The sequence below is a fragment of the Paenibacillus etheri genome (assembly GCF_001012825.1).
Taxonomy (GTDB): Bacteria; Bacillota; Bacilli; order Paenibacillales; family Paenibacillaceae; genus Paenibacillus_AQ; species Paenibacillus_AQ etheri.
Genome location: NZ_LCZJ02000001.1, coordinates 1 through 23,477, shown reverse-complemented (window position 1 = coordinate 23,477; position 23,477 = coordinate 1). Strand labels below are relative to the sequence as shown.

26 protein-coding genes, 1 rRNA gene and 1 riboswitch are annotated in these 23,477 nt (G+C 44.5%); of the genes, 2 read left to right on the top strand and 25 right to left on the bottom strand.

Annotated elements, in window-relative coordinates; all coding sequences use genetic code 11:
• Positions 1-130: 130 nt before the first annotated feature.
• From UQ64_RS00140 to UQ64_RS00080, 13 genes are all read right to left on the bottom strand, one after another.
• Complete coding sequence (locus tag UQ64_RS00140) at positions 131-1,084, bottom strand: ribose-phosphate diphosphokinase (protein ID WP_036678796.1); 954 nt, start codon at positions 1,082-1,084, stop codon at positions 131-133.
• An 87-nt stretch (positions 1,085-1,171) separates the two neighbouring features.
• A complete protein-coding gene (gene glmU, locus UQ64_RS00135; protein ID WP_060621433.1) occupies positions 1,172-2,572 on the bottom strand; it encodes a bifunctional UDP-N-acetylglucosamine diphosphorylase/glucosamine-1-phosphate N-acetyltransferase GlmU in 1,401 nt (466 codons plus the stop codon).
• Positions 2,573-2,843: 271 nt separating this feature from the next.
• On the bottom strand, positions 2,844-3,131 hold the full coding sequence (gene spoVG / locus UQ64_RS00130; RefSeq protein WP_020425826.1) for a septation regulator SpoVG: 288 nt from the start codon (positions 3,129-3,131) through the stop codon (positions 2,844-2,846).
• 210 nt (positions 3,132-3,341) lie between these two features.
• Positions 3,342-4,169 carry a pur operon repressor gene (gene purR / locus UQ64_RS00125; protein WP_042183840.1) on the bottom strand — a complete coding sequence of 276 codons (828 nt, stop codon included), beginning with the start codon at positions 4,167-4,169 and terminating at the stop codon, positions 3,342-3,344.
• Between the two features lie 76 nt (positions 4,170-4,245).
• Entirely contained in the window at positions 4,246-5,100 is an 855-nt protein-coding gene (gene ispE, locus UQ64_RS00120; protein WP_060621431.1) for a 4-(cytidine 5'-diphospho)-2-C-methyl-D-erythritol kinase, read from the bottom strand.
• A 140-nt stretch (positions 5,101-5,240) separates the two neighbouring features.
• Positions 5,241-5,417 carry a small, acid-soluble spore protein, alpha/beta type gene (locus UQ64_RS00115; RefSeq protein ID WP_060621430.1) on the bottom strand — a complete coding sequence of 59 codons (177 nt, stop codon included), beginning with the start codon at positions 5,415-5,417 and terminating at the stop codon, positions 5,241-5,243.
• 181 nt (positions 5,418-5,598) lie between these two features.
• On the bottom strand, positions 5,599-5,874 hold the full coding sequence (veg, locus tag UQ64_RS00110) for a biofilm formation stimulator Veg (RefSeq protein WP_019914493.1): 276 nt from the start codon (positions 5,872-5,874) through the stop codon (positions 5,599-5,601).
• A gap of 397 nt (positions 5,875-6,271) precedes the next feature.
• A complete protein-coding gene (gene yabG, locus UQ64_RS00105) occupies positions 6,272-7,174 on the bottom strand; it encodes a sporulation peptidase YabG (RefSeq protein ID WP_060621429.1) in 903 nt (300 codons plus the stop codon).
• Between the two features lie 71 nt (positions 7,175-7,245).
• A complete protein-coding gene (gene rsmA, locus UQ64_RS00100; protein WP_060621428.1) occupies positions 7,246-8,130 on the bottom strand; it encodes a 16S rRNA (adenine(1518)-N(6)/adenine(1519)-N(6))-dimethyltransferase RsmA in 885 nt (294 codons plus the stop codon).
• On the bottom strand, positions 8,127-8,678 hold the full coding sequence (gene rnmV, locus UQ64_RS00095; RefSeq protein WP_060621427.1) for a ribonuclease M5: 552 nt from the start codon (positions 8,676-8,678) through the stop codon (positions 8,127-8,129). The genes rsmA and rnmV overlap by 4 nt, the downstream gene beginning before the upstream one ends.
• Positions 8,679-8,853: 175 nt before the next feature.
• Positions 8,854-10,017: a resuscitation-promoting factor gene (locus UQ64_RS00090; RefSeq protein WP_060621426.1), complete on the bottom strand. Its 1,164-nt coding sequence runs from the start codon at positions 10,015-10,017 to the stop codon at positions 8,854-8,856.
• A gap of 281 nt (positions 10,018-10,298) precedes the next feature.
• A riboswitch (cyclic di-AMP (ydaO/yuaA leader) is annotated at positions 10,299-10,529 on the bottom strand.
• Positions 10,530-10,726: 197 nt separating this feature from the next.
• Positions 10,727-11,497: a TatD family hydrolase gene (locus tag UQ64_RS00085; RefSeq protein WP_060621425.1), complete on the bottom strand. Its 771-nt coding sequence runs from the start codon at positions 11,495-11,497 to the stop codon at positions 10,727-10,729.
• 148 nt (positions 11,498-11,645) lie between these two features.
• On the bottom strand, positions 11,646-12,929 hold the full coding sequence (locus UQ64_RS00080; RefSeq protein WP_060621424.1) for an HD domain-containing protein: 1,284 nt from the start codon (positions 12,927-12,929) through the stop codon (positions 11,646-11,648).
• Between the two features lie 286 nt (positions 12,930-13,215).
• Here UQ64_RS00080 and UQ64_RS00075 point away from each other — a divergent pair, with 286 nt between their 5' ends.
• Positions 13,216-13,470, top strand: coding sequence for an AbrB/MazE/SpoVT family DNA-binding domain-containing protein (locus UQ64_RS00075; RefSeq protein ID WP_042123095.1), 255 nt, complete (start codon positions 13,216-13,218; stop codon positions 13,468-13,470).
• Positions 13,471-13,869: 399 nt separating this feature from the next.
• Here the strand turns inward: UQ64_RS00075 and rsmI are convergent, their stop codons facing one another.
• From rsmI to UQ64_RS00025, 10 genes are all read right to left on the bottom strand, one after another.
• The gene (gene rsmI, locus UQ64_RS00070) at positions 13,870-14,781 is read right to left on the bottom strand and encodes a 16S rRNA (cytidine(1402)-2'-O)-methyltransferase (RefSeq protein WP_060621422.1); all 912 of its coding nucleotides are present in this window, start codon (positions 14,779-14,781) and stop codon (positions 13,870-13,872) included.
• Entirely contained in the window at positions 14,778-15,551 is a 774-nt protein-coding gene (locus UQ64_RS00065; protein ID WP_060621419.1) for a tRNA1(Val) (adenine(37)-N6)-methyltransferase, read from the bottom strand. Before UQ64_RS00065 ends, rsmI begins: the two co-directional genes overlap by 4 nt.
• A gap of 190 nt (positions 15,552-15,741) precedes the next feature.
• On the bottom strand, positions 15,742-16,107 hold the full coding sequence (gene yabA, locus UQ64_RS00060) for a DNA replication initiation control protein YabA (protein WP_042123089.1): 366 nt from the start codon (positions 16,105-16,107) through the stop codon (positions 15,742-15,744).
• 31 nt (positions 16,108-16,138) lie between these two features.
• The gene (locus tag UQ64_RS00055; protein ID WP_060621417.1) at positions 16,139-16,939 is read right to left on the bottom strand and encodes a PSP1 domain-containing protein; all 801 of its coding nucleotides are present in this window, start codon (positions 16,937-16,939) and stop codon (positions 16,139-16,141) included.
• 139 nt (positions 16,940-17,078) lie between these two features.
• The gene (gene holB / locus UQ64_RS00050; protein WP_042123085.1) at positions 17,079-18,053 is read right to left on the bottom strand and encodes a DNA polymerase III subunit delta'; all 975 of its coding nucleotides are present in this window, start codon (positions 18,051-18,053) and stop codon (positions 17,079-17,081) included.
• Positions 18,054-18,170: 117 nt separating this feature from the next.
• Complete coding sequence (locus UQ64_RS00045; protein ID WP_060621415.1) at positions 18,171-18,614, bottom strand: YaaR family protein; 444 nt, start codon at positions 18,612-18,614, stop codon at positions 18,171-18,173.
• Positions 18,615-18,663: 49 nt separating this feature from the next.
• Positions 18,664-18,993 (bottom strand): cyclic-di-AMP receptor, encoded by a 330-nt coding sequence (locus UQ64_RS00040; RefSeq protein WP_042183817.1) that lies wholly within the window; start codon positions 18,991-18,993, stop codon positions 18,664-18,666.
• A gap of 123 nt (positions 18,994-19,116) precedes the next feature.
• Positions 19,117-19,758 carry a dTMP kinase gene (gene tmk, locus UQ64_RS00035; protein ID WP_060621413.1) on the bottom strand — a complete coding sequence of 214 codons (642 nt, stop codon included), beginning with the start codon at positions 19,756-19,758 and terminating at the stop codon, positions 19,117-19,119.
• On the bottom strand, positions 19,759-21,300 hold the full coding sequence (locus UQ64_RS00030) for an aminotransferase class I/II-fold pyridoxal phosphate-dependent enzyme (RefSeq protein ID WP_060621411.1): 1,542 nt from the start codon (positions 21,298-21,300) through the stop codon (positions 19,759-19,761).
• Positions 21,301-21,509: 209 nt separating this feature from the next.
• On the bottom strand, positions 21,510-21,695 hold the full coding sequence (locus UQ64_RS00025) for a sigma factor G inhibitor Gin (RefSeq protein WP_042123074.1): 186 nt from the start codon (positions 21,693-21,695) through the stop codon (positions 21,510-21,512).
• Positions 21,696-21,903: 208 nt separating this feature from the next.
• Here UQ64_RS00025 and UQ64_RS00020 point away from each other — a divergent pair, with 208 nt between their 5' ends.
• The gene (locus UQ64_RS00020) at positions 21,904-22,428 is read left to right on the top strand and encodes a hypothetical protein (RefSeq protein ID WP_060621407.1); all 525 of its coding nucleotides are present in this window, start codon (positions 21,904-21,906) and stop codon (positions 22,426-22,428) included.
• 73 nt (positions 22,429-22,501) lie between these two features.
• Here the strand turns inward: UQ64_RS00020 and UQ64_RS00015 are convergent, their stop codons facing one another.
• Both UQ64_RS00015 and rrf read right to left on the bottom strand, forming a co-directional pair.
• Positions 22,502-22,915: a hypothetical protein gene (locus UQ64_RS00015; RefSeq protein WP_060621405.1), complete on the bottom strand. Its 414-nt coding sequence runs from the start codon at positions 22,913-22,915 to the stop codon at positions 22,502-22,504.
• Positions 22,916-23,170: 255 nt separating this feature from the next.
• Positions 23,171-23,287: ribosomal RNA gene (rrf, locus tag UQ64_RS00010) — 5S ribosomal RNA — on the bottom strand.
• Positions 23,288-23,477 lie beyond the last annotated feature (190 nt).

The window sequence follows — 23,477 nt, the reverse complement described above, 5'->3', positions numbered from 1 at the left end:
GGTGTAACCCTTTGTAAAATATAAGAATGTATAAGTTTCACGCTATACATTATCCTTATATTTCTCGCATAAACGCTTACCGTCCTTTTGGGACGCCGAAGGCGTTTTTGCTTGCTATTATTGATTATATTTATTCAATCTCAAACAATTTACTAATCGACAACTCTTCATGGACGCGGATAATTGCCTCACCCATAAGTGGAGCCACGGACAACACTTTGAGCTTAGAAGTTGGGTTCGCACTGCGAATTGGAATCGTATCCGTCACGATAATCTCTTTAATTGGAGAATTCTCCAGACGTTCATGTGCAGGACCGGACAATACTGGGTGTGTACAGCATGCGTATACTTCCTTCACGCCGCCTTCCATCAAAGCATTAGCACCAAGTACGATGGTTCCGGCAGTATCGATAATATCATCAATCAGAATAGCTGTTTTGCCTTCGATATTACCGATAATGTTCATAACTTCGCTGACATTCGGCTCTGGGCGACGCTTGTCTATAATTGCAAGCGGAGCATTCAGGAAATCAGCAAGCTTTCTTGCACGTACTACACCGCCATGGTCTGGCGATACAACAACAGGGTTCTCGATTTGTTTGGAACGGAAATACTGAGCCAAGATTGGCACTCCCAGCAAGTGATCCACTGGAATATCAAAGAATCCCTGAATCTGCATGGCATGTAGGTCCATCGTAATTACACGGTGAGCGCCGGCTTTTTCAATCAAATTCGCTACCAGCTTGGCCGTAATAGGGTCACGGGAACGAGCCTTACGATCTTGACGAGCGTAACCATAGTAAGGAATAACCACATTGATGCTTTTTGCGGAGGCGCGTTTGAGTGCATCCACCATAACTAAAAGCTCCATTAGGTTATCATTAACTGGGCCGCAGGTAGATTGAACAATATACACATGACAACCCCGAACGCTCTCTGACAGTTTGACCTGAATTTCTCCATCACTAAAACTTGTAGTGTGCGATTCACCCATCGGAATTCCGATGTAATCAGCGATTTGACTAGCTAGCTTAGGGTTGGAGTTACAGGTGAAAATCTTTAATTTGGAATCACAATAAGTCATAAAATTTAAACCCTCCGTGACGGAATTTAGCTTTCCAAAGGCGCCGGCGCGGAAATACAAGTCCGTCCGGCGCTTCTTAGCAACGCTTTACGATGGACTCGAGTGGTCTTTCTTCGCTTTTGCACGGGAACGGATCTTCTCTGCATATCCCGGTTTGTTCTCTTGCCTTACTCTGGCAACAGCCAGATCGTTCTCTGAAACGGAACGTGTAATGGTCGAACCAGCTACAACAAAAGCCCCTTTGCCCACAGAAACCGGTGCAATAAGGTTAACGTTACTGCCAATAAAGGCATCGTCTTCAATTGTTGTCGTAAATTTATTATACCCGTCGTAGTTAACAGTAATCGCACCGCAACCGACGTTTACATTCTTACCCACAGATGCGTCACCAATATAGCTAAGATGTGACACCTTAGAACCGTCACCAATCGTAGCATTCTTGATCTCGACGAAATCTCCAACCTTCACTTCTTCTCCAAGTATAGAACCTGGACGCAAATAGGCAAAAGGCCCAACGGTAGTCCGTGCGCCAACTTGTGCTTGATTCAATACGGACTGCTTAATCGTTGCGTCGTCCATGATCTGACAATCTTCGATTTCGCTTGCGGGTCCGATCACACAGTTCTCACCGATTACAGTTTTCCCCTTCAAAATGGTTCCTGGATAGATCATAGTATCTGACCCAATGACTACATCTGCTCCGATATAAGTAGAGGCAGGATCGATTATGGTTACGCCACCCAGCATATGTTTGCGGTTGATACGTTGACGCATAATACCTTCCGCTTCTGACAAAGCTAGACGGTCATTTACACCAATAGACTCATTAGCATCCTCAGTTTGGAATGCTAGAACAAGATCACCTTGCTCACGCATAATACTGATAACATCTGTCAAATAATATTCTTGTTGATTATTGCTGTTAGTAACTTTCTCTAAAGCTGAAAATAACTTGATGTTATCAAAGCAATAAATTCCTGTGTTAATTTCATGAATAGCTGCCTGTTCGGCATTACAATCTTTTTGTTCTACAATCTTCATTAAGCCGCCATCTTCACTGCGTATAATCCGTCCTAATCCAGAGGGATCATCCATTACTGCGGTTAATACAGTCGCTGCTGCCTGACGCTCCTCATGCAGAGCCATCAATCCTATCAGCGTCTCCGATGTAATAAGCGGAGTGTCACCATAAGCAACAACCGTCGTGCCCTCTTCACCACCGAGCAAATCCTTAGCCTGTTTGACAGCATGACCAGTACCGAGCTGAGTTTCCTGCAGCACGTATTCCGCACCTTGCCCTACATAGGCCTTAACCTTCTCTGCGCCATGCCCAACAACAACAACGGTGCGCTGGCATCCGGTCGCTTCTACTGTATCAAGCACGTGCCCTACCATTGGCTTACCGCAAACGGGGTGCAGCACCTTATATAATTTAGATTTCATTCGCTTGCCTTGACCTGCGGCAAGAACTACAGCCATTCTTTTCAAGAATGCCAACCTCCTACTCTTGAACTCACTACTGAATATATCTCATTCCGGGCAAAAAGAAAAGAGAACCATGAAGTCATGGTTCTCTTTTCTATAAACCCCATGTTAGAAAAGCATTTATCGCTGCCTTTCGAAGATGTCGTCAAATCCTTCACTAGCGCTAGCTTTTCTTGCAAGATCAAGCTGCTTAGTCATGAAGTATATTCGGTTTGATCTTATCAAAAACGGCGGATCCTACGCCACCCAAAAGGTAGCCGTCTTCCGAGGTAGCCTAAGCTCCCTCTTCAATAACTTCTTCTTCTTCAGTAGCGGCGCGATCGTACTCGGCCAGAACCGCGGATTGAATCTTCTCGCGTGTTCCCGAAGAGATCGGGTGAGCGATATCGCGGAATTCGCCATCCGGTGTACGCTTGCTGGGCATTGCAACAAACATCCCGTTATTACCATCGATGACGCGAATGTCATGAACAACAAACTCGTTATCGATTGTAATGGATGCGATTGCTTTCATTCTCCCCTCAGAGTTAACGCGGCGGAGTCTGACATCCGTAATTTGCATGTGTGTGTTCACCACCTTTTTCCATCAGAGACTTGGTGTATAATTCCACACAGCAAAGCGAATTCCTTCTTTTTGATTCCATAAAATACCTAAAAAAGAAATATATTTTTTAGGATCTGTTGTTTTCGACACGCATCGGGTGATTTTCTTAATATCTCTTACGTTTTCGACAATTTCCACGCTTTTTGAAAAGGTAGAAACGTCAATCCATCAAGAGGAAAAGTAGTTACCCGGATGCGCGGAAATCCGCCGTTCCTTCGAGTCTACCTCGCTTAGCTTCACTAAAGAAACATAGTCATGTAACAGACGCTCTTCCGTCTCTACTGCGCCTGATTCAACCAATACACCCACTCCAGCAACCTCGGCATTGAACTCACCGAGTAAATCAACCATCCCTCGAACGGTTCCGCCTGCCTTCATGAAGTCATCTACAATGAGTACCCGTGATTTCTCCTTGAGTGCTCGTCTAGATAAAGACATGGTGTGGATGCTCTTATGTGAACCAGATACATAATTAATACTTACTGCTGAGCCTTCTGTAACCTGATGGTCACGTCGTACCAGCACTACTGGCAAGCCAAGCTGTGCTGCCGTTGCATAGGCTAGCGGAATCCCTTTAGTTTCTACTGTCATCACCACATCGATTTCCGATCCATAAAAGGCCGTTGCGATGATCTTCCCTGCTTGCTCCATCAAAGATGGCAGTCCAAGCAGGTCCGACATATACAAATAACCACCAGGCAATATCCGATCTGTCTGTTCCAGCTGCACACATAAACGTTTAACAAAAGAGAGCGCCATTTCTTTAGGCATCACAGGAATATAACGTACTCCACCTGCTGCACCGGCTAAGGTCTGAAGCTCTCCAATGCCCTCACCTTCAAATACTTCTTTTATGATCGCCAAATCTTCACTGATGGAGGACTTAGCCGCTCCATACCGATCGGCAAATATAGACAGCGGCAGTAGGTCATGTGGCCGCTCAAGTAAAAACTGAGTCATGTCTACCAAACGTTGGCTTCTTTTTAATTTCTTCACGGAATGCTCCTCGCCAAAACCGAATATTTTATGAAAAATATATCACTTTTGTACGGGTTTACACAAGAGAAGCATATTAATTGAGTGATCTCACTGCATAGACTTCCTTGCAGAACCCTCGCAGTCCATTATAAATTCTTGCTACTTTAGACTGCTTGGACACTAAACCGAACACTGTAGGACCGCTGCCGGACATTAACACTCCGTCTGCTCCGAGCTTAATCATCGCCTCTTTGAGCTGCTGGACCTCTGGATGCAGCTTTAGGGTAACATCCTCAAGCACATTTCCCAGATGATTACACACGCCCCCAAAATCTCCAGCTTCGATCGCGTCCTGCATCTTTCGAGCCGAAGGATGAACATCTATATTATTGCTCCGAACGCGTCCGTATACTTCCGCAGTCGATACATTGATAGGTGGCTTAGCCAATACTACCCAGCATTGCGGAGGATTCTTAATCGGCGTCAGCTTCTCGCCGCGACCTGTTGCCAAGGCCGTGCCACCTGTAACGCAGAAAGGAACATCTGAACCAAGTTCAGCGCCAAGCTCCTGTAGTTCCTGCGCAGGTATGCCTAGGCGCCACAGTCGGTTCAGGCCACGTAGCGTAGCCGCTGCATCGCTGCTGCCGCCAGCCAGGCCAGCCGCGACAGGTATTCTTTTATCCAGATGGATATGTACACCACTCTTCACGTTATAACGCTCTTTAATAAGCCTAGCCGCTTGAAAGGCCAGGTTCTTCTCATCTAAAGGAATATAACCCGCTTGACTTGATATTATAATAGTATCCCTTGGCAGCTCAGACAGCTCTAAACGGTCTGCTAGATCCACCATGGTCATAATCATTTCCACCTCATGAAAACCGTCAGCACGCTTGTGCAGCACATCCAGCATCAAATTAATTTTCGCTGGTGCCTTCTCATACATTTTCAAGGCGTTCACCCACCTTCAGCTTTTCCCGTAAAAACAACTTAACATATTATATGAAAAACTTCTAATGAAGTCCAATAATAAAAGGGTGTCGCCAATTGGACGCACCCTTTTTCGTTAAATAATTGTTCACACCCTAAGGATTAAGATTTCCGCGCAGCCTCTTCAGCGAGCTGAATCGCTCTTTTTACCATATTGCCGGCATCCTTCGCCCTTATTCCTCCCCAGCCTTCACGTTCCACAGTTTCGTAAAAACCAAGCTCCTTGGCTAACTCTGTCTTTAGTTCTTCCGACATTATGCCTCGATTTCTGCGGCTCATTACGGAATTCCTCCCTTATGAAAGTAAATGATAATCGTATTGCTCAATTAGTATGCTTGCTAAGAACAAGGATCATTCACTGAATATTTAACCACCAAAAAGAAACGGTCGTCCTTTATGAAGGACAACCGTTTCTGGTACAAATAAAAAACAGCCTCCAAAGGAGGCTGCCCGTGAAACATTAAGCTTTAATATACATAATCCGCATCTGCCCATCGTCTTCACATACTGTGATTTCCACAGATTCAGTAAGGATATCGGCATAGCTATAGGAGACTCGCTTGAATGTTTGCTGCTCCTGATCCAGTTTGACAATAAATACAGAAGGGTACGTTTCTTCCAGGACACCGGTGCGTTCAACGGTTTTACGACGACCTCCGTTTGCACGCAACGTGATCTTATGACCGACGTGAGCTTCGAGACTGCGTTTGATTTCTAACAGCGCGTTATTAGCCATTACCTGACGACCACCTCTTTTCTTGTCCATTATACAACTTCCCCAGGTGTTTGTCAAAGCAAATAAATAATTATAGATGATGAATATTTGGTTGTCAACGGAATTTTTTTGCGGAGAATCCGAGGCGAACTAATATCCTTGTTATCTGTAATAGGTTTACCACAAAGCAATAAAAATAACATTATCGATCTTTAAAGATAATACCAATTCACGCAAGCATAAACACCTTTGGCGTCCCTATAAGGACGGTTAGTGTTTATGCTAATGTATAGCGTGAAACTTATACTTTCTTATATAAAAAAAGGGTTAAGCTCATCACTCACCCTTTCTTCGTGTTACTTTATTCGATCCACTCCAAATTACCTATTGGCTTTGAAAAAGGATCCATCCCTGTCGATTATATTGCGGAAGGTGTCACTTTTAGTGCTGACAGGTTCTGCAGACGCGGCATCCCAATACGAAAGCTGCCACGGGTCTCAATACCGCCGATTCCCTGATTACCACTAATGGTGTTGTTCAAAACATCACTCAGATTCACTGTATCCCTAATGGGCGTGAACGACGATTTTGCCGCTACATACACTGGGTCTAAGGCATGGATCAATATCCGTCCAGGAGAACTAGCAAAATTCGCCCCTGCTCCCAGCAGTGCTTCGAAATGTGACTGACAAGCACCTGCTACAATAGTCAACGCATCAAAATTTCGCTCATAATCCCTAGCTACCCTAATGGCAGCTACGAAGTTTTGCGAATTTTTATAGCTGCTCAGACTGTGAAGATCGTAAGTATGCTGTTGCTTCAGCACCCCGTCATGACCGGTAATCACCACAATATCTGGACGCACGCGGGGCAGCAGCCGGTATAAAGTGTCAGCCATTGCGGACTCATGAACATGATGACCTTCAGCAGGGATCCGCAATTGCTCGTATAAGCTAAGGCTCTTATTCAAATACGCCGAATCGCCGTCCAGATGCAATACTTTCCCTGGTACTTCAAAATAAGCAGCTTCCTTAGGCGAGGGAGCCCATGCCCCATCTGATAGAGCGCTCCCGCTCCGCTGACTTTGCTCTTGTCGGTCTTTCCGCAGCTGTGTCAGTGATTCATTCGCTTTAATCTGTGCTTGCTGTCCTCGTTCCGTTATTCGGGTAGGAGGCACTTGAACCAAGTCATTCAGAGGAGAATCCGCCAACAGACGGAAATCTGTGCCTTTAATGACGGCTCTGTCCTGCACAATATGATCTACACGAAAAGTCAAATCACCGCCATAAGATTTACGAACGACCAAGTCTCCTAAATTCATTACAACCACCACCTCTACCCCATCGTATGGGCAAAGGCCTCAGTTGGTTCATAAGTAGCTATGTTTTTAGCTTATACGATTCCAGCAGCCAACAGAACTCCGCTCAAACGAGCATATTCTTCTAGACTTAACGTTTCTCCACGGCGGGTTGGTTCAATACCAGCTTCTGCAAGTAAAGCCTCCAGACGCTCACGCCCCTCTTCAGGGAAATAACGAGCCTTGAGATTATTAGCAATCGTCTTGCGACGCTGTGTGAAAGAAGCTTGGACAACCTCAAAGAAATGCTTCTCACTCTCAACTTCTACTGGTGGACGCTCTCTTACCTTTAGACGGATTACAGCGGACTCCACATTAGGTTGAGGAATAAACACCGTACGCGGCACAATGCAGACGAGCTCAGGCTCGCTGTAGTACTGCACGGCAATGCTAAGGCTCCCGTATTCCTTCCCTCCCGGAGAAGCAGCCATACGCTCTGCAACCTCTTTCTGAATCATTACAACGATGTTATCAAGCGGAAGCTTCTCTTCGAGCAGTTTCATCAGGATCGGAGTAGTCACATAATACGGCAGATTGGCAACTACGCTTACCTTATTCACGGATGCAAAATCTTCCTTGAACAACTCCTGCAGATTTACATTCAGAACATCATCATTACGAACCTTAACATGCGGATAAGGGGAAAGAACGTCCCTTAAAATAGGAATCAACCTACGGTCGATCTCCACAGCGGTTACCGCACCAGCTGTTAGCGCCAAACGCTCTGTCAGGGCTCCAATCCCAGGACCGATCTCCAATGCCCCTGAGTCGCTATCTAGTCCTGCAGCGTCTACAATCTTGTCCAATATATTTTGATCAATCAAAAAATTCTGTCCTAAGCTCTTCTTGAACTTGAATCCATAACGTTGAATAATCTCTTTTGTCCGTTTTGGAGTCGAAATTTCCTCTCTACCACTCATGAAGTAATGCCCCCCTGATCAATTTGGGCGAGAGCTTCGGCAAATTCCTCCCGCGTAATTCCAAACATCGCTAGCCGCTTGTACAGCTGCTTGCCATTACAATATCCGATTCCAAGCAAATTACCAAGTGCCATACGTCTTTCAGCTGCCCGAGGGTGTACAAGCATTCCGGCAGCCATTAGATCATCAAGTCCAATTAGAGCAGGTGCTCCTTCAAAAGAGGTATGTACATTCCGCAGCGCATGGCGAATCGCCTCTGGAGATGCGTTCTCTACACCGATATCTCCCTTGCGGGTTGCGTCCTTCTCCGGAATAAAGGCATGCTTGCAGCCCGGCACTTTTGCGGACACAATCTTACGAATTCGTTCACCCGCGTGATCCGGATCAGTAAGAATGATCACCCCTCTACGCTCCATAGCAAGCGCGATCTTCGCAATTACGGTCCGGTCTACAGCCGAGCCCCCTGTTTCGATCGTATCTGCCTCAACAGCGCGTTTAACAGCGACGGTATCACTCTTACCTTCAACGACAATTAATTCCTTAATCATATCTCTGACTCCTTCCAAAAAAAGCAAAAAGAAGAGGTTTCGCTCCTCTTCTTTTGGTTAAAGAATGTATAAGTGATGAGCGGTTGCTCTGCGATCAACGAAATGATCATCTGGCGTTCCTTAACGGTTATCATCACTATAGCTTATCAAACAATAATTTGCAAAAGCTTCCGTACTAGTTTAACTCCGGCTTCACAGGTCCTATCACATAAACGGTACGTGATTTACGACCGAAATTACGCACATGGCTCAGTGAATCGAAATAGACATCTACTTTATTGCCTTTAATGGCACCGCCAGTATCTTCTGCTCGGCGGAATCCAAGCCCCTCGATATATACCCACCAGCCAATAGGGATTACATTCGGGTCTACTGCAATTGTACGACCTTCCGTTACGCGTGTTCCGGAGGCAGTTTTGGTACCTATACCTGGCTCTTCTGATGAATAAGCTGTCATGGAGACGTTCTTAATCATCTTCTTGTACTCAAAGTCTACGCCAGCCTTGCTTGTGACGTTATTAGTCTTGGCGCTAACCTTAGCCGTTTTTGAAATGGTGTTTGTTTTGGAAGTTGTTGTAGTCTTAGCTATAGCCGGCTTAGGAAGTGCTTTGGTACCAACGGCAATAATCTTATCTTTCGTTACCGTTTGTACTTCCTTACCAATCATGCGCATAGAGGCCAGTTCTCCGTCTTGGTAGATCTTTTCAATATGCTGAATCATGACGCCTGGTTTGCCTGCCTGTGCCACTCTAACTGTTCCCACAGTAAGGGAGGGGTCTGCTGTCTTGATGACTCTGAAGGGTAAATTAGTTGTTCGCTGTACGGCCTGTTTGTTGATGCGAACAATCTTAACCTCCATGTTTGCAGAAATGGTGGTGTCTAACGAAGGGAAAATCTTATCCTGACCTTCTAGGGTAATGCCCATTTTGTCAATTGCTTTACCAATTGTATCCTCGGTCGTATATAACGTTTTTGTTGCGCCGTCCGCAGTAAGGCTAATTTTCTGCGCACGATTAATAACGACACGGTCACCGTCTTTTATTTCATCACTCAGACCTAAAGATAGTTCATCATGCGGCTGCAGCGAAATTTGCTCTTTCTCCAGCACATCACCAAGAAGCGCTTCTCGCGTTTCAAGCGTCTGTGTCTGTCCGTCTATTACTAAAAATAATTGTTTGTTACTTTGACCGTGTACGTACAGCAGAATAAGTAGCGCGATAGCGACTGAAATCACGCCTGCAAGTAAAAGTACGCGAGTATTTACTTGCTCCCACCGTAATGCGAAAGACCTGCTGGATGACTGCGAATCATGGGATACTTCTGGTTGGAATACGCCCATTCTCTCCATCCTCCTTACATAGCCCCGTCGTCAATTGTATATCATGAGGACTGAATTCCTTTGACGAAACTATTTGAGATTGTCACAGGATACGCACGTAATAACTTAGCGTCTCCTGCTCATGGATCGCCTGCTCGGCACAGCTACTCCCACCCCTGTTATATAACAGTATGTGGGCAACATTCTATTTATTCAAAAATAAAAAAGCCTAAAAAGAGTTCAACTGAGGACTCTTTCGTGGCTTCTCCAATGTCAGAATAGAGAATGCTTGTGCACGAGGTTGCCTCTCTTACTTGCGCTTACGGGGTTAGCTGTCGGGTTCGGACGAAAGAGAGACGCCCTATTTCAGGTCACCCGCTCATGGCGGTTGCCCTTAAATTCACCCCAAAGACCACGTGAAGAAATCGAATACTGTCCCGCGGCACGTCTAAGCCGTATTTAAAATACAGGCATGCGGCAGATACAATATTGGTTCCCCCGTTCTCCATACGGAGACTCAGCGAGACGATCCATGAATCAATGGCTGTCACTATAACACAGCTCACATCACTGAAAAGATGATATCCTGTTTTGATGCATGTTGTAAAGGACGATTCAACCACGTTTACGCAAAAATATGGTTAAAATATTGTAATATTCAGCCGTTTTTATATTAAAAAAGTTTAATATATCGGCGATTCTCTATTTTTCGCCTGTTTTGCTCCCGTTTTCACTCAATCCCAAATCGTTCCAGTGCGTTCGCATACGTTATTTTAGCCAATTCTTCCCATGTTAACCCTTTAATTTCAGCTGCTGCCTCTGCTACCAGCTTCACATGAGCGCTCTCATTTCGTTTCCCGCGGAAGGGGTGTGGAGTCAAATATGGAGCATCCGTTTCGATCAATAATCGGTCTAGTGGGGTCTGTGCAAGCACTTCTTTTGGCACTCTTGCATTTTTGAACGTTATGGGTCCTCCAAAGGATAAATGAAAACCAAGATTCAAGCACATTTTAGCTGTTTCCCAGCTTCCTGAGAATGAGTGCATCACGCCTCCAACCTCATTTGCCTTTTCCTCCCGTAAAATCCGTACAACATCTTCATGTGCATCACGGTCATGAATACAAATCGGCATATTCAGTTCACGGGCTAGTCCAATTTGCTTGCGAAAAACCTCATGTTGCACATCCTTGGGAGAAGTATCCCAGTAATAATCCAGTCCAATTTCCCCGATAGCCACTACTTTTTTATGACTGCATAAAGAAGCGATCCAATCGAGATCTCCTTCTTTCATATCAATCGCATCCTGGGGATGCCACCCCACTGCCGCATAAATATAATCATAAGATTCCGCCAGCTTCATCGTTGAGGGAATTGTCTCCCGGTTAAATCCGATATTAATCATCTTACTAACTCCTGCCTCTACAGCACGAGCGATAACTTCTTCGCGATCCTCGTCGAATTGAGGGGCATCCAGATGCGTATGTGTGTCAAACAGATACATTTTAACTCTCACTCCTTATTCTTTTTTAAATATAAGACAGTATAAGTTTCACGACTCGTTATGCCTTATATTTCTACGAGAAACGGTTATGGTCTTTAAAAGACGAAAACTTCGTTTCTTCTTGTCAAAAAACCTATATTTTTTTGTATTATTTTGCAAAAATCTCTGCTATAGAAGAAGGCAATCGCGTAAGCGCTTCTCTCAACTTATCCTGAGGGAAATATAGATGATGTCTGCCACGGTGAATGCCACTAATAGAGCGTACAATATCCGACACCTCTGAAATTTCCCGCAATTGATCATGCCGATCAAGCAGCAAAATTTGCTTATTGTCGAAAGCTTCTCCCGGACGGAACACATCATAGGGCAGATCTGTCGGAAAATCAATCTCCAAGTCATACTCTGGGTGAAGTCCCGCTGCCGCAAAGCTGCTGCGGATTTCAGTAATCATATCTGAATCGAGATTCTCCATCTCAACATATTTATACAGTTTACGATGAATAAATCGGGTACACAAGTCGCTTAATAGCTCATCTTGTTCAAGTGTCCACTGCATAAAAGCCGTCTGTACCAGTGCTTCATCTAGCATTAAATATTGCTTCACTGTCACCTCACCACGGAACAAATCCTCCAGTGGGTTAATCATAAAACTAAAATTGTACCCCTCTTGGAAAAGCTCCTTAGCTCTACGGAAAATTTGTCGCAAAATAATCTCAGAGCTACGTGTCACCGGATGAAAATATACTTGCCAGTACATTTGATAACGCGACATTAAATAATCTTCAATGGCATGCATTCCCGATTCTTTTACAACAACCCGACCATTATAAGGACGTAGCATTCTTAATATCCGATCAATGTCGATCGTTCCATAGTTTACACCTGTATAGTACGCATCACGCAGCAAATAATCCATACGATCAGCATCTAGTGGACTTGAAACCAGATTCACAACAATCTCGTGCTCATAAGTTTTAGCGATTACAGAAGCTACTTTACGAGGAAAATCCTCCTCCACATCACGCAAGATCTCAGTAATCTCTGTGTCCTCCAGAATAATGCGACAAGTCCAATCCTCATGATTCATTTCAAAAGCTTCTTCTATGGAATGAGAAAATGGACCATGCCCCAGATCATGCAGCAACGCCGCACACAAGGTGAGCAGACTTTCTTCAGGAATCCAATCCTTATACCCGCTTCGTTCAAATTGTGAAATAATTCTACGTGTAATTTCGTACACCCCTAGGGAATGAGAAAACCGACTATGCTCTGCGCCATGAAAAGTGAGATACGAGGTACCCAACTGGCGAATTCGGCGCAAACGCTGAAATTCCTTTGTATTTATTAGTCGCCAAATAATTGTATCCTGCACATGGATGTAATTGTGAACCGGATCTTTGAAAACCTTTTCCTCTGTGAGCGGCTGCTTCATGAGATCAACTCCTTTTTTAAATTTAATATGATTTTAACCAATATAAGTATATAATAAGTAATTATGTCGTACTTTGTCGAATGGTGACATTTTCAGTCTTGGTAAATCGACAATTTTAGAATTCGTGAATGTTATAGGGAATTCAAAGTTTTTGTGAAAAAGTTCTTAATTGACAGATGAAAAAAGGTTGACTGTTTTGGGAATCGTTGGTATTATGAATATCATAAAACAGTGAACAATGTCGAATAATGACGTTTTTGGAACATTGAGAGGAGTAACGATTGTTATGATGAAATCAACAGGAATTGTAAGAAAAGTAGACGAACTTGGACGGGTAGTTATTCCCATTGAATTGCGCCGTACTCTTGGCATTGGTGAAAAAGACGCACTTGAAATTTACGTTGATGGTGAGCGCATTATGCTTAAGAAATATGAGCCTGCCTGCATTTTCTGCGGCAACGCAGAGAACGTAACTTACTTCAAAGGAAAAATAGTTTGTCATGAATGCATTTCTACTATCCCTACCCCTGTGACAAACTAAAATAAATAGTATATAATAGAACTAATCAAATTGTTAATTCTAACCTTTTCATATCTCCTTGACCTCCCGTGACCGCGGGAGGTATTTTTTTTCTGCAATCACCTGTGTTTCCCGCCCCAAAGGGTGTCTAGAAGGACTTACTCCCTCCAGGACACCTGATGAGGATTTCAAATGTGGTGAGAGCACAAAGTAAAACGAGTTTTTACCATAATATGTTCTATAATGGGCTTCCTTTTGGGAACCACCTTCAGGCTAGATCATCGTCAGCTTCGTAAAACCTTCGCGCCTTACAGTTAACTTAAACGCTTTTTACCATTAAACAATATAATTGTATTATCTTCACATATATTTCCTGTGTTTCCGTGAAACGGATCATTTTCACCAGTCCGTCTATAACACTTACTGCTCAGCTTTATCCAGAAGTGTATTATAAATATCCCGCTTTGACACACCACGATCAGAGGCTGCTTTTTTCATAGCTTCTTTACGCGGCATATCTGCCGCTTCGTAATGAGCAACATGTTCTTCAATACTTAACTGGCGCCACCAAGCCGATTCCGCCATTTCAGCATCTTCTTTGCTCTCCCCTTCAACGACGATGACATACTCACCAAGTGGGGGATGTTCAGCGAGCCAATCCGTACATTCCTCAATCGTCCCACGTAAAAACTCCTCATATCTTTTCGTCAGTTCACGAGCAAGTACAATTCGTCGATTGCCGAATGCTTCATGGAGATGAGCCAGTGTCTTGACCACGCGATGTGGAGATTCGTAGAACAGTATAGTCCCTTGCGCCGAACGAAGTGGACTTAATACCGCACGGATATCCTTACGTTCTCGAGGTAAGAAGCCGATAAAAGTGAACGTAGTCGTAGGCAGACCAGAGGCAATTAATGCTGACAAAGCTGCGTTAGCTCCGGGTATAGGAATGACTGGTATACCGTGACCTATAGCAAGGGCTACAAGGTCTGCACCAGGGTCAGAAATGGCTGGTAAACCGGCATCGCTGACGAGAGCCAAATTTTTTCCTTCTATTATATAGCGGATAAGTTCAGGTCCACTGGCAGCCTTATTATGCTCATGATAACTGAACAGCATAGAAGGTGTAATTTCAAAATGACTCAACAATTTCCGAGTCTGTCTTGTATCCTCAGCTGCTATAATATCGCATTCCTGCAATGTGCGAACAGCACGATAGGTCATATCCTCTAAATTACCAATCGGTGTTGCTACCAGAAAGAGTGAACCTGTTGACTCCTGCTTATGTGTATTGTTATTGTTTTGAAAACTGCTTTGGCATGATATCGTCATGATTTACCCTCTTTAGCACCATAGTAGATGTCCATAATTTCTGGACAGTATTGATTGTCCTCATTATATACAATGAGTGGTGGATGTAAACGAGCCTCCGGCTTGCCATCACGAATCGCTTCGATTAATACCATATTAGCCTCCAGATGCGCACGTGGATGTACAAAGCGAATAATCTTAGGCTCGAGCCTATATTTCCTCATAAGACTAATAATATCCACCAAGCGTTGTGGCTTGTGAACCATACTTACCTTTCCTCCGGTGCGAACCAGTCTCACACAGGCTTGAATGACCTCCTCCAGTGTACATCCAATTTCATGACGAGCCATAGCCTGATGAGTGTTCAGCTTGAGGTCACTGCCGTTAAGCGGCATATAAGGAGGATTCACTGTTATCGCATCATATACGCCATGCCCTGCAACTTTATATAACTCACGTAAATCGCCTTCATGGATCACAACCTGGTCCTGTAGCCCATTTAGAGCCACGCTACGCCGAGCCATATCCGCTAAACGGGGCTGAATTTCAATCCCTTCTATAGAAGCTTTTGTTCGGGTCGTCATCAAAATAGGTATTACACCATTTCCGGTACAAAGATCCAGGACTCTACCACGTGGCGGAACGCTGGCGAAACGAGCAAGCAGTACAGCATCCATAGAAAAGCTAAATACTTCGTCACTTTGAATAATTCGCAAGTCATGCGTTAGTAAATCATCCACCCGCTCCGTCGGTAACAAAGGAACAGATATATCGTTAAAAGAATTCGTCATGTAATAATCTCCTAAAAGTTTTGTTGAGCTAAGCTTCATTGAATAAATCATCGAGACAAAACTTGCTTCGTAAGCATACGCTTTGTTTTGTTGAGCATAGACATCTGTGAATAATCATCGAAACAAAACTATCTTCATTCAGCTAAAATTCAAAAAAACCGTAGGATCAATCTCCTACGGCTGGATATCCTCATTTATTAAGAAAAGAAAGACAGAACAGACAATCACCTTCCGTGCGTAAATGTCCAAAATAAACATTACAGATGTGAAAGCCTTCATGGTAAAGCCGGGCCAAGTTGTCATAACCTTCCCCGACAACCTCTTCTGTTCCCTCTCCGGCAGCTAAAAGAGCTTCCGCCTCCGCAGAATCTACGGTAGGATCCAAAGGTGCATCCCGCTTTAAAATTTTGCGAAGCTGTTCATTCTCCAGAGTTAACCTCTGATTAGCTTCCATCAGTTCTTTTACCGTCTGTTTCCATTCTCCAAGATTGGCGCGCATCGTTTCCATCTGTGCTTCCATATCCTGCATGTGTGCAAATATATTTTTCTTCTCCAAGTTTCCACCCCGAAAGTAACCTTATAATGGTTTACTTGACGACAACATCATCCATTGGAAGTTCCTTAACTTTGCCCACTTCAAACAACTGTACATGAACCGTACGGCTTCCGGCATTAAGTCCTACTACTTTGCCATCACCCAATGAGGTCACGACAATCTTGCCGACCGCTGGCATTTCTTCCTTTACACTCTCATAATTGTCATGCTCAAATTTCAAACAACACATCAGACGTCCACAAAGTCCTGAAATCTTCGTCGGATTAAGTGACAGGTTCTGATCCTTGGCCATTTTAATGGATACGGGTTCAAAATCCCCTAACCAAGATGAACAACAAAGCACTCGTCCACAAGGTCCAAGTCCACCTAGCATTTTAGCCTCGTCACGCACCCCAATTTGCCGTAGCTCAATGCGAGTCCGGAAGATACTTGCTAGATCCTTAACCAATTCTCTAAAGTCGACCCGTCCTTCGGCCGTAAAGTAAAATATAATCTTATTACGGTCAAAAGTAAACTCTACATCGACGAGCTTCATTTTGAGACCATGGTCGCGTATTTTATTTAAACAGGTGGTAAAAGCCTCTTTAGCGGCCGCTTTGTTCTCTTCAACAACGCGTCCATCGGTTTCTCCGGCAATACGCATCACTTTTTTGAGGGGCAAAACTACGTCGGATTCTTCCACCTCTTTTTTGCCTACAACAACTTTACCATATTCAACCCCACGTGCTGTCTCCACAATAACATATTGATCCCGTTCAATCGGAAAATCAAGTGGATCGAAATAATATATTTTACCCGCTTTTTTAAAACGGACACCTACTACGCTGTACAAAAATTAACCCCCTTGTTTGCCGGTAAAAGGAACCTATGGGCATGTCCGCTCCCTGATGATCCATGCTTGTCCTTCCTCGTCTGTTAAAACGATATTTCCAGGTAAAGCGACATCCGGAGGATATATCATAACTAATCCTTTAACTTTCCAGTCGGATTAAAAACTGCTCCAGACACAACTGGGCATTGGCATTGGATCGCAGCTTCTTAGTGCTCTCTGCAGCAAATCCCATATAAGCCACCCATTGTTCCGCACTCCGCTCACGGGCATGCCTGGAAATAAAGTCTAACTGATCTATGAAAACGATACTCTCATGCTTACGGTACAGGAAGTAAAGCATATCTTTAAACCACAGATGGAACATGCTGAAGAAGATATCCAAATGTTCAGCGAGTCCGGTCTTGAACAGCTTCTGCCCAGCAGTTGCTACAGCGGAGCTGCCCTTGCCTAAGGACTCCTTAGCTAATTGTAACATTACATTTCTCATTTCTGCAAACCAATTCTGTTCCAAAAGTTTCCTGCAACCATCAAGTCCTGAACTAAGTGATACTGCACATCGAGCTAAGGGTATGGGAACGCCCTCACTTGCCAGAGCTTGGAGCATAATATCCGGATTTAACGGACTAAATGGAATCCGTTGGGTCCGCGACTGAATCGTTGGCAATAAGGAACGGCTATTATCAGAAATTAAGATTCCAACAGCCGGAGCTGGTGGTTCCTCCAGAAATTTCAGCAGACTATTAGCAGCTTGTACCGTCATTTTGTCTGCTCCATCTATGATATAAACTTTCGGATTCACACCCTCTGAACGATAGGAAAAGACGCGCTGCAGCTCACGGATTTGATCTATTTTAATACTTGCTCCATCTGGCTGCAGCAGTGACAAATCAGGGTGGTTTCCGTGCTCTACTTTACGGCACTCCAGGCATTCCCCACAAGCATCGTCCTTGCTCTGGGTACAAAATATAGCTTGGGCAAACATCAGCGCCGTTTTCATTTGTCCACTGCCTGCCGGCCCTGTAAATAAATAAGCATGACTCACAGCTTCTTTGCGCAAGGCATTTTGGAGTAGCCGCTTGGCGTTCTCCTGGCCTACTATATCATGAAAAGGCATAATTTCCTCCCAAAACTTTCAAGCATAAACGCCTTCGGCGTCCTTATAAGAACGGTAAGCGTTTAATCGAGAAATATAAGGATAAAGTATAGTGTGAAACTTATACTTTCTTATATTTTAAAAAGAAAGGTTGATTAACAACCCGCGAATTTCTCCAACGCGTCCCAAAAGATCTATCCGGCCTTGCTCACTATTCAGCAAATCATCTGCCATAGATAGCAAAGCCGAATCAATTTCCTCAAGGAGCTTGTAACGCTTGCCACGGCCACGTCGATCCCATCCGCGTGTTTCTTTCAGAGTAACGCCTCTTCGAGCCGTTTCTTCCAAAAACCTTTTGATCATCATCCGGTAAATGGTAAGCTCGCGAATCGTCATGGACTTAGATAAACGATCCCCTTGTGACTGTATTTCTTTGATCTGGCGATTTAGTTCATCTTTGGTTTTCTGTTCACTTTGCTGCTGAAAAACATCAGAGAACGTTTTTTGCTGAACGGGTTTGTTAGCCCCTTCTGCATTTATCATCTCACTCTTCAAGGGCCTATACCCCGGATTGATCTTCAAAGGTTATCTACCGCCCTTTTTGTAAATGGCTTGCTAATCTATATTATACTTAATAATGTTCAAAACGATCTACAGGAAGTACGAATACAGTAGCTCCACCCACTTGTACCTCAACAGGAAGTGGCAAATACGAATCCGTTGTTCCACTCATCGGCGTTACCGGAGTGACTAACTGCTCACGCACTTTACAGCTGTTACGGATTACGGTCAATACGGATTCAATCTGACTGTCTTCTACCCCGATCATAAATGTCGTATTCCCTGCCCGTAAGAAGCCTCCTGTACTTGCAAGTTTAGTAGCACGGAAATTGGCTTTGACTAGCTCACTGGACAACCGGTTACTGTCTTTATCCTGGATAATTGCAATGATCAACTTCATCTTCGCATTCCCTCCCAATACTTTTATCGTGTATTACTACTTAAAGTTACTCGTAGTAACCCTTACTTCATAAACACACGCCAAGTTATCTGTCACTTCTCTTATTATATTAGACAAAACACCCTAAAAACCCTTTAATACTCTCTCTTCAAGAGTTCTCACGATATCTTGTTCTACCATATGAATAGGACGATTAGCATCCAGAACTACTATTCTGCCCGGATTTGTATCAACTAATAATTGATAGCCTTCACGAACCTTCTGATGAAATGAAAGACTCTCCAGATCCAGACGATTTACTTCCCGTTCTTGATTCGCGGCAATCCGTGACAACCCTATCTCTGGGTCTACATCCAGATAAAAAGTTAAATCCGGCATACGGTCCCCGATCGCAAAACGATTAATACTCCATACCTCTTCTATTCCGAGTCCTCTCGCATGTCCTTGATAAACAAGGCTGCTGTCTACAAAGCGATCGCAGAGAACAGTAAGCCCTTCTCTAAGAGCTGGCTCAACGACTTCGGCTAGATGTTGGCTTCTTGATGCAGCGTATAGCAATGCCTCTGTACGCGTATCCATAGCTGTATGGGCAGGATCTAGAATAATGGAGCGAATCTTCTCAGCAATCTCAACACCACCCGGCTCGCGTGTAATTCGATAAGGCATGGACCGGTTCTGTAAATAGGCTGCTACTCTACCTAGTACCGTTGTTTTTCCGGAACCGTCGCCCCCTTCTAATGTTATGAAGAAACCTTCTTTTCCCACTTATGCTTCTCCGCCCTTCTGAATGTTGTATACCTCAATGCGCTGCAAGACCGGATCAGTACAAGCCTGAAATTTGGCGCCTCCTTTGGCTAAACCAGCCAGTCTTCTTTGGATCTGATCTGTGATCACTTCACCCGGATATAAGATCGGAATGCCCGGCGGATATGGAATAACCATCTCCGCTGCTACTCTACCCACGCAATGTCCAAGATCAATGCTTTCAATCTCATTCGCTGACACCGGCTTCAATGAGAAGGAAACGGGTTGTGAGATTTGTAAAGAATCGAAATTGTTCCACGTGGAAATATTTCGAGATTCTAGTATGCCAAGAGTGTGCGGTGATTCGGAAGATTCCACCGAATCTATTTCCCGCAACGCCTGCAGCAATTGATCTGCATCTTCAGCCTTCGATCCAAGGCTGAAGAGCAGCACTACGTGCCGGTCATCGCTCATCTCCGGCACGCAGCCCTTTGTCTCGAGCCTGCGCTGCAGCTCGAAGCCGCTCAGGACCCCGGTGGCGTCATAAATGACGACTTTGAAGGGGTCCTGTGTCACGTACGCCGCCATAGAATCAGGCGGCGTATTCGGGTGCAGCGGCTCTGCCGGCTGCACCATCCCGTAGCGCGGCAGCTGCGCGAGCCCGCGCCGCAGGACGTTCACGGCGGCCAGCCCCGCCGTGAAGGCATCCTTGCCCCGGCTGTGCAGCAGCCGCCGGGCAAGATCCAGCGACGCCATCATAGGATATGATGGACTGGAGCTCTGCACCATGGCGAGCCGCTGCCGGAGCAGGGCGCGGTCGAGCCGCGGCCCTTGAACATGCAGCATAGCGCCCATGGTCATCGCTGTGAGCATCTTGTGCGTGGACTGCACAACACCGTCCGCGCCACAAGCAAGCGCCCCGGCTGGCAGCGCCGGGTGCTGCCCATAATGCGCCCCGTGCGCCTCATCCACAAGCAGCGGCACACCGCTGTCGTGACAAATACGCGCGAGGGGCGCAAGATCACTGCCCATGCCGTAATAATTCGGCATGGTAACAAGTACTGCTGCGGCTTCAGGATAGGCTGCAAGTGCAGCCTTAACAGCTTCTGCCGCCGGCGCCACTGCTAAGCCGCTAAGAGGGTCAATCAGCGGCTCCAGAAAAACAGCACGCACTCCCGCCAACATCAGTCCATGAATGATTGACTTATGCACATTTCGTTGAAGAATCATAATCATTCCAGGCTCGGGACAAGCGGTTAGAATAAGAGCCAGATTGCCGGTTGTACTCCCACCAACCAGAAAAAAGCTTTCCTCTGCTCCAAAGCAATCTGCTGCCAACTCTTGCGCTTCCTTGATAACTCCCTCAGGATGATGAAGATCATCCGTTCCGGAAATTTCCGTAACATCATACTTCATTACCTCATCTAAAAAGCCAGCGCCTTCAACGCCATCATATGCCTCTCCATTTTTATGACCTGGCACATGATATGATCTATTACCCATAATTCTATATTGTTCCAGCATTTCGTATATAGGCGCCCTACAACGTTGTAGTTTATTCATATTAAATTCCTTCCCATAGGGTTCCTTCTATTTTAACGTAAATATTGATAAACGCCTATGCTTCAGTGCAAAAGCAGCCCCATGGACAACAAAATGGCTCCTCCCGCCTGAAGAACGAGGAAGCCGTATATTGAATATCACTAATGCAGCCATCGTATCTTTCATCCAGACCGCTCTCTTAACCGCATCATTTAACAGAGTTACTCTACTTAAGCGTTCTTTTGCAATCCAATCTTCTTCATGCGGCCGATAAAAAAACGGTACTTGGCATCCTCAGCCTCGGTACGTATCATCTCAGCCTCACATTCCTCACAAATAAAATGCGAGACAATCACAATACCTTCCTCTTTCACCTGTCCACAAATAATACAAGCTTGCCCGGTTTGCTGTTCCATAACCATCCCACCTTGACTCTTTTAAGAACAGTATGATACACCTTCTATCATTTTAAACCTTTTCATAGTTTTTTCATATCCTTCGTATCGTGCATTATATATATTCCGTTGCCGTTATATCGGTGAATTTCCGCCCCAGTTTAATAAATTACAGCCAATCGCCGATATTAAGAACATACGAATTCACGAGGAGGTTAGACTATTATCTATGGAACCCACTACCAAAGGTGCAGCTACATTCTATCAATATAAACTAATTAAAAAAATCAATCTAACGGCACGCCTACTGCCTATTTATATTACGCTTCCCCTATTAGTCCTTGTGCTCGAAACCGTATTTCTTTCCTGGTGGAGCATTCTCTACATAATCATAGCAGCGCCTGTAGCCTTCTGGGTCCAATATGTTATTTCACGCTCAGTTCTTTTAATCTCAGGACATCCCATTTCAAAAAGATGGTCTGTCTCATTTAAACTGCCTTGGCTGGGGTTTATGCCTGATCAACACATTAGTTATCGTATATTCCGTAAAGTACAGCTACATAACTTCTATATCGGCCTTTGTATCGCAGCACTCTTTATTTTTTGGTCACCACCGGCATTTACAGTATCACTGATCACTTGCCACTTATGGCTCCTGCTGCCTCGCCTTTATACTCTATTCAGACTGAATCGACAGGGTCAGGGAGGCATGTTGAAATTCAATCCGACCGATGTATCCTATTACTCTCAATAAAGTTCAGTAGTATAGCTCATGCAATTTACATGTATTAAAAAATAAACCGCCATCCCTAAAGGATGGCGATTCTTTATTTTGTCTTAAGACCTTTAATGGAGGTCTTCTTTTCTTTGGGGATCATCACTACAAAATAATCATCATGCACTGTTAAATGAACCGTTAACCCTTCCTTCAGAAAAACACCTGAAGAATCACTATCATCATCTTCTTGTTCTGTCCATCCCCAGGCTTTAATAGCCTCCATATAAGGATCCGGAATACCATTCTTCTCCTTTAATCCAGGTAAAGAATAACGTACATAATCCATAGCAACGTTAGTAGTAGTCTGGTCTGGTGAGTTGGCCTCATGGGGGACAGGGAAGCTTTTCTCATTCAGTGCACCCTCAAAAGTATCCCACTTAGGTTCCTTGGCCCCGCAACTTGCCAGTATTAAAGTTAAAATACAAGAAATCATTATTAACTTAAATATTTTTAAATGTTTCATGCCTTAAATCCTCCCTACCTCTACAATGCATCTAAAGACACAAGAAAATTCAAAGTTAGAATTTATGAGTAGTTCCTTCGTATTAAATATCTGCTAACTATTAGCACTTTTCTATTATACTTGTATCTACCGCGGCGTCGGTAACAAAAATGTCATTCCACAGTAACCTATTCTAATGTTATTACTAGCCTTAAACACTTACACAATAAAAAAAGAAAAAAGCCACTGCTGATATTATCAACAATGGCTTCATCTGCTTGGCAACGTCCTACTCTCCCAGGACCCTTCGGTCCAAGTACCATCGGCGCTGGAGGGCTTAACGGTCGTGTTCGGGATGGGTACGCGTGGAACCCCTCCGCTATCGCCACCAAACATGATTTTTCGAAGCTTCCGCTTCTCGAAATCGCTGCGAGAAAATATCAGCCCTCAGAAAGGACATGCAGCTTATTGGTTACAGGCTTGATGCCTGAAAACTGAATCCGAATTGAATTTGCGTTTTAAATATAGGATAAGCCCTCGACCGATTAGTATTGGTCAGCTCCATGCATTACTGCACTTCCAC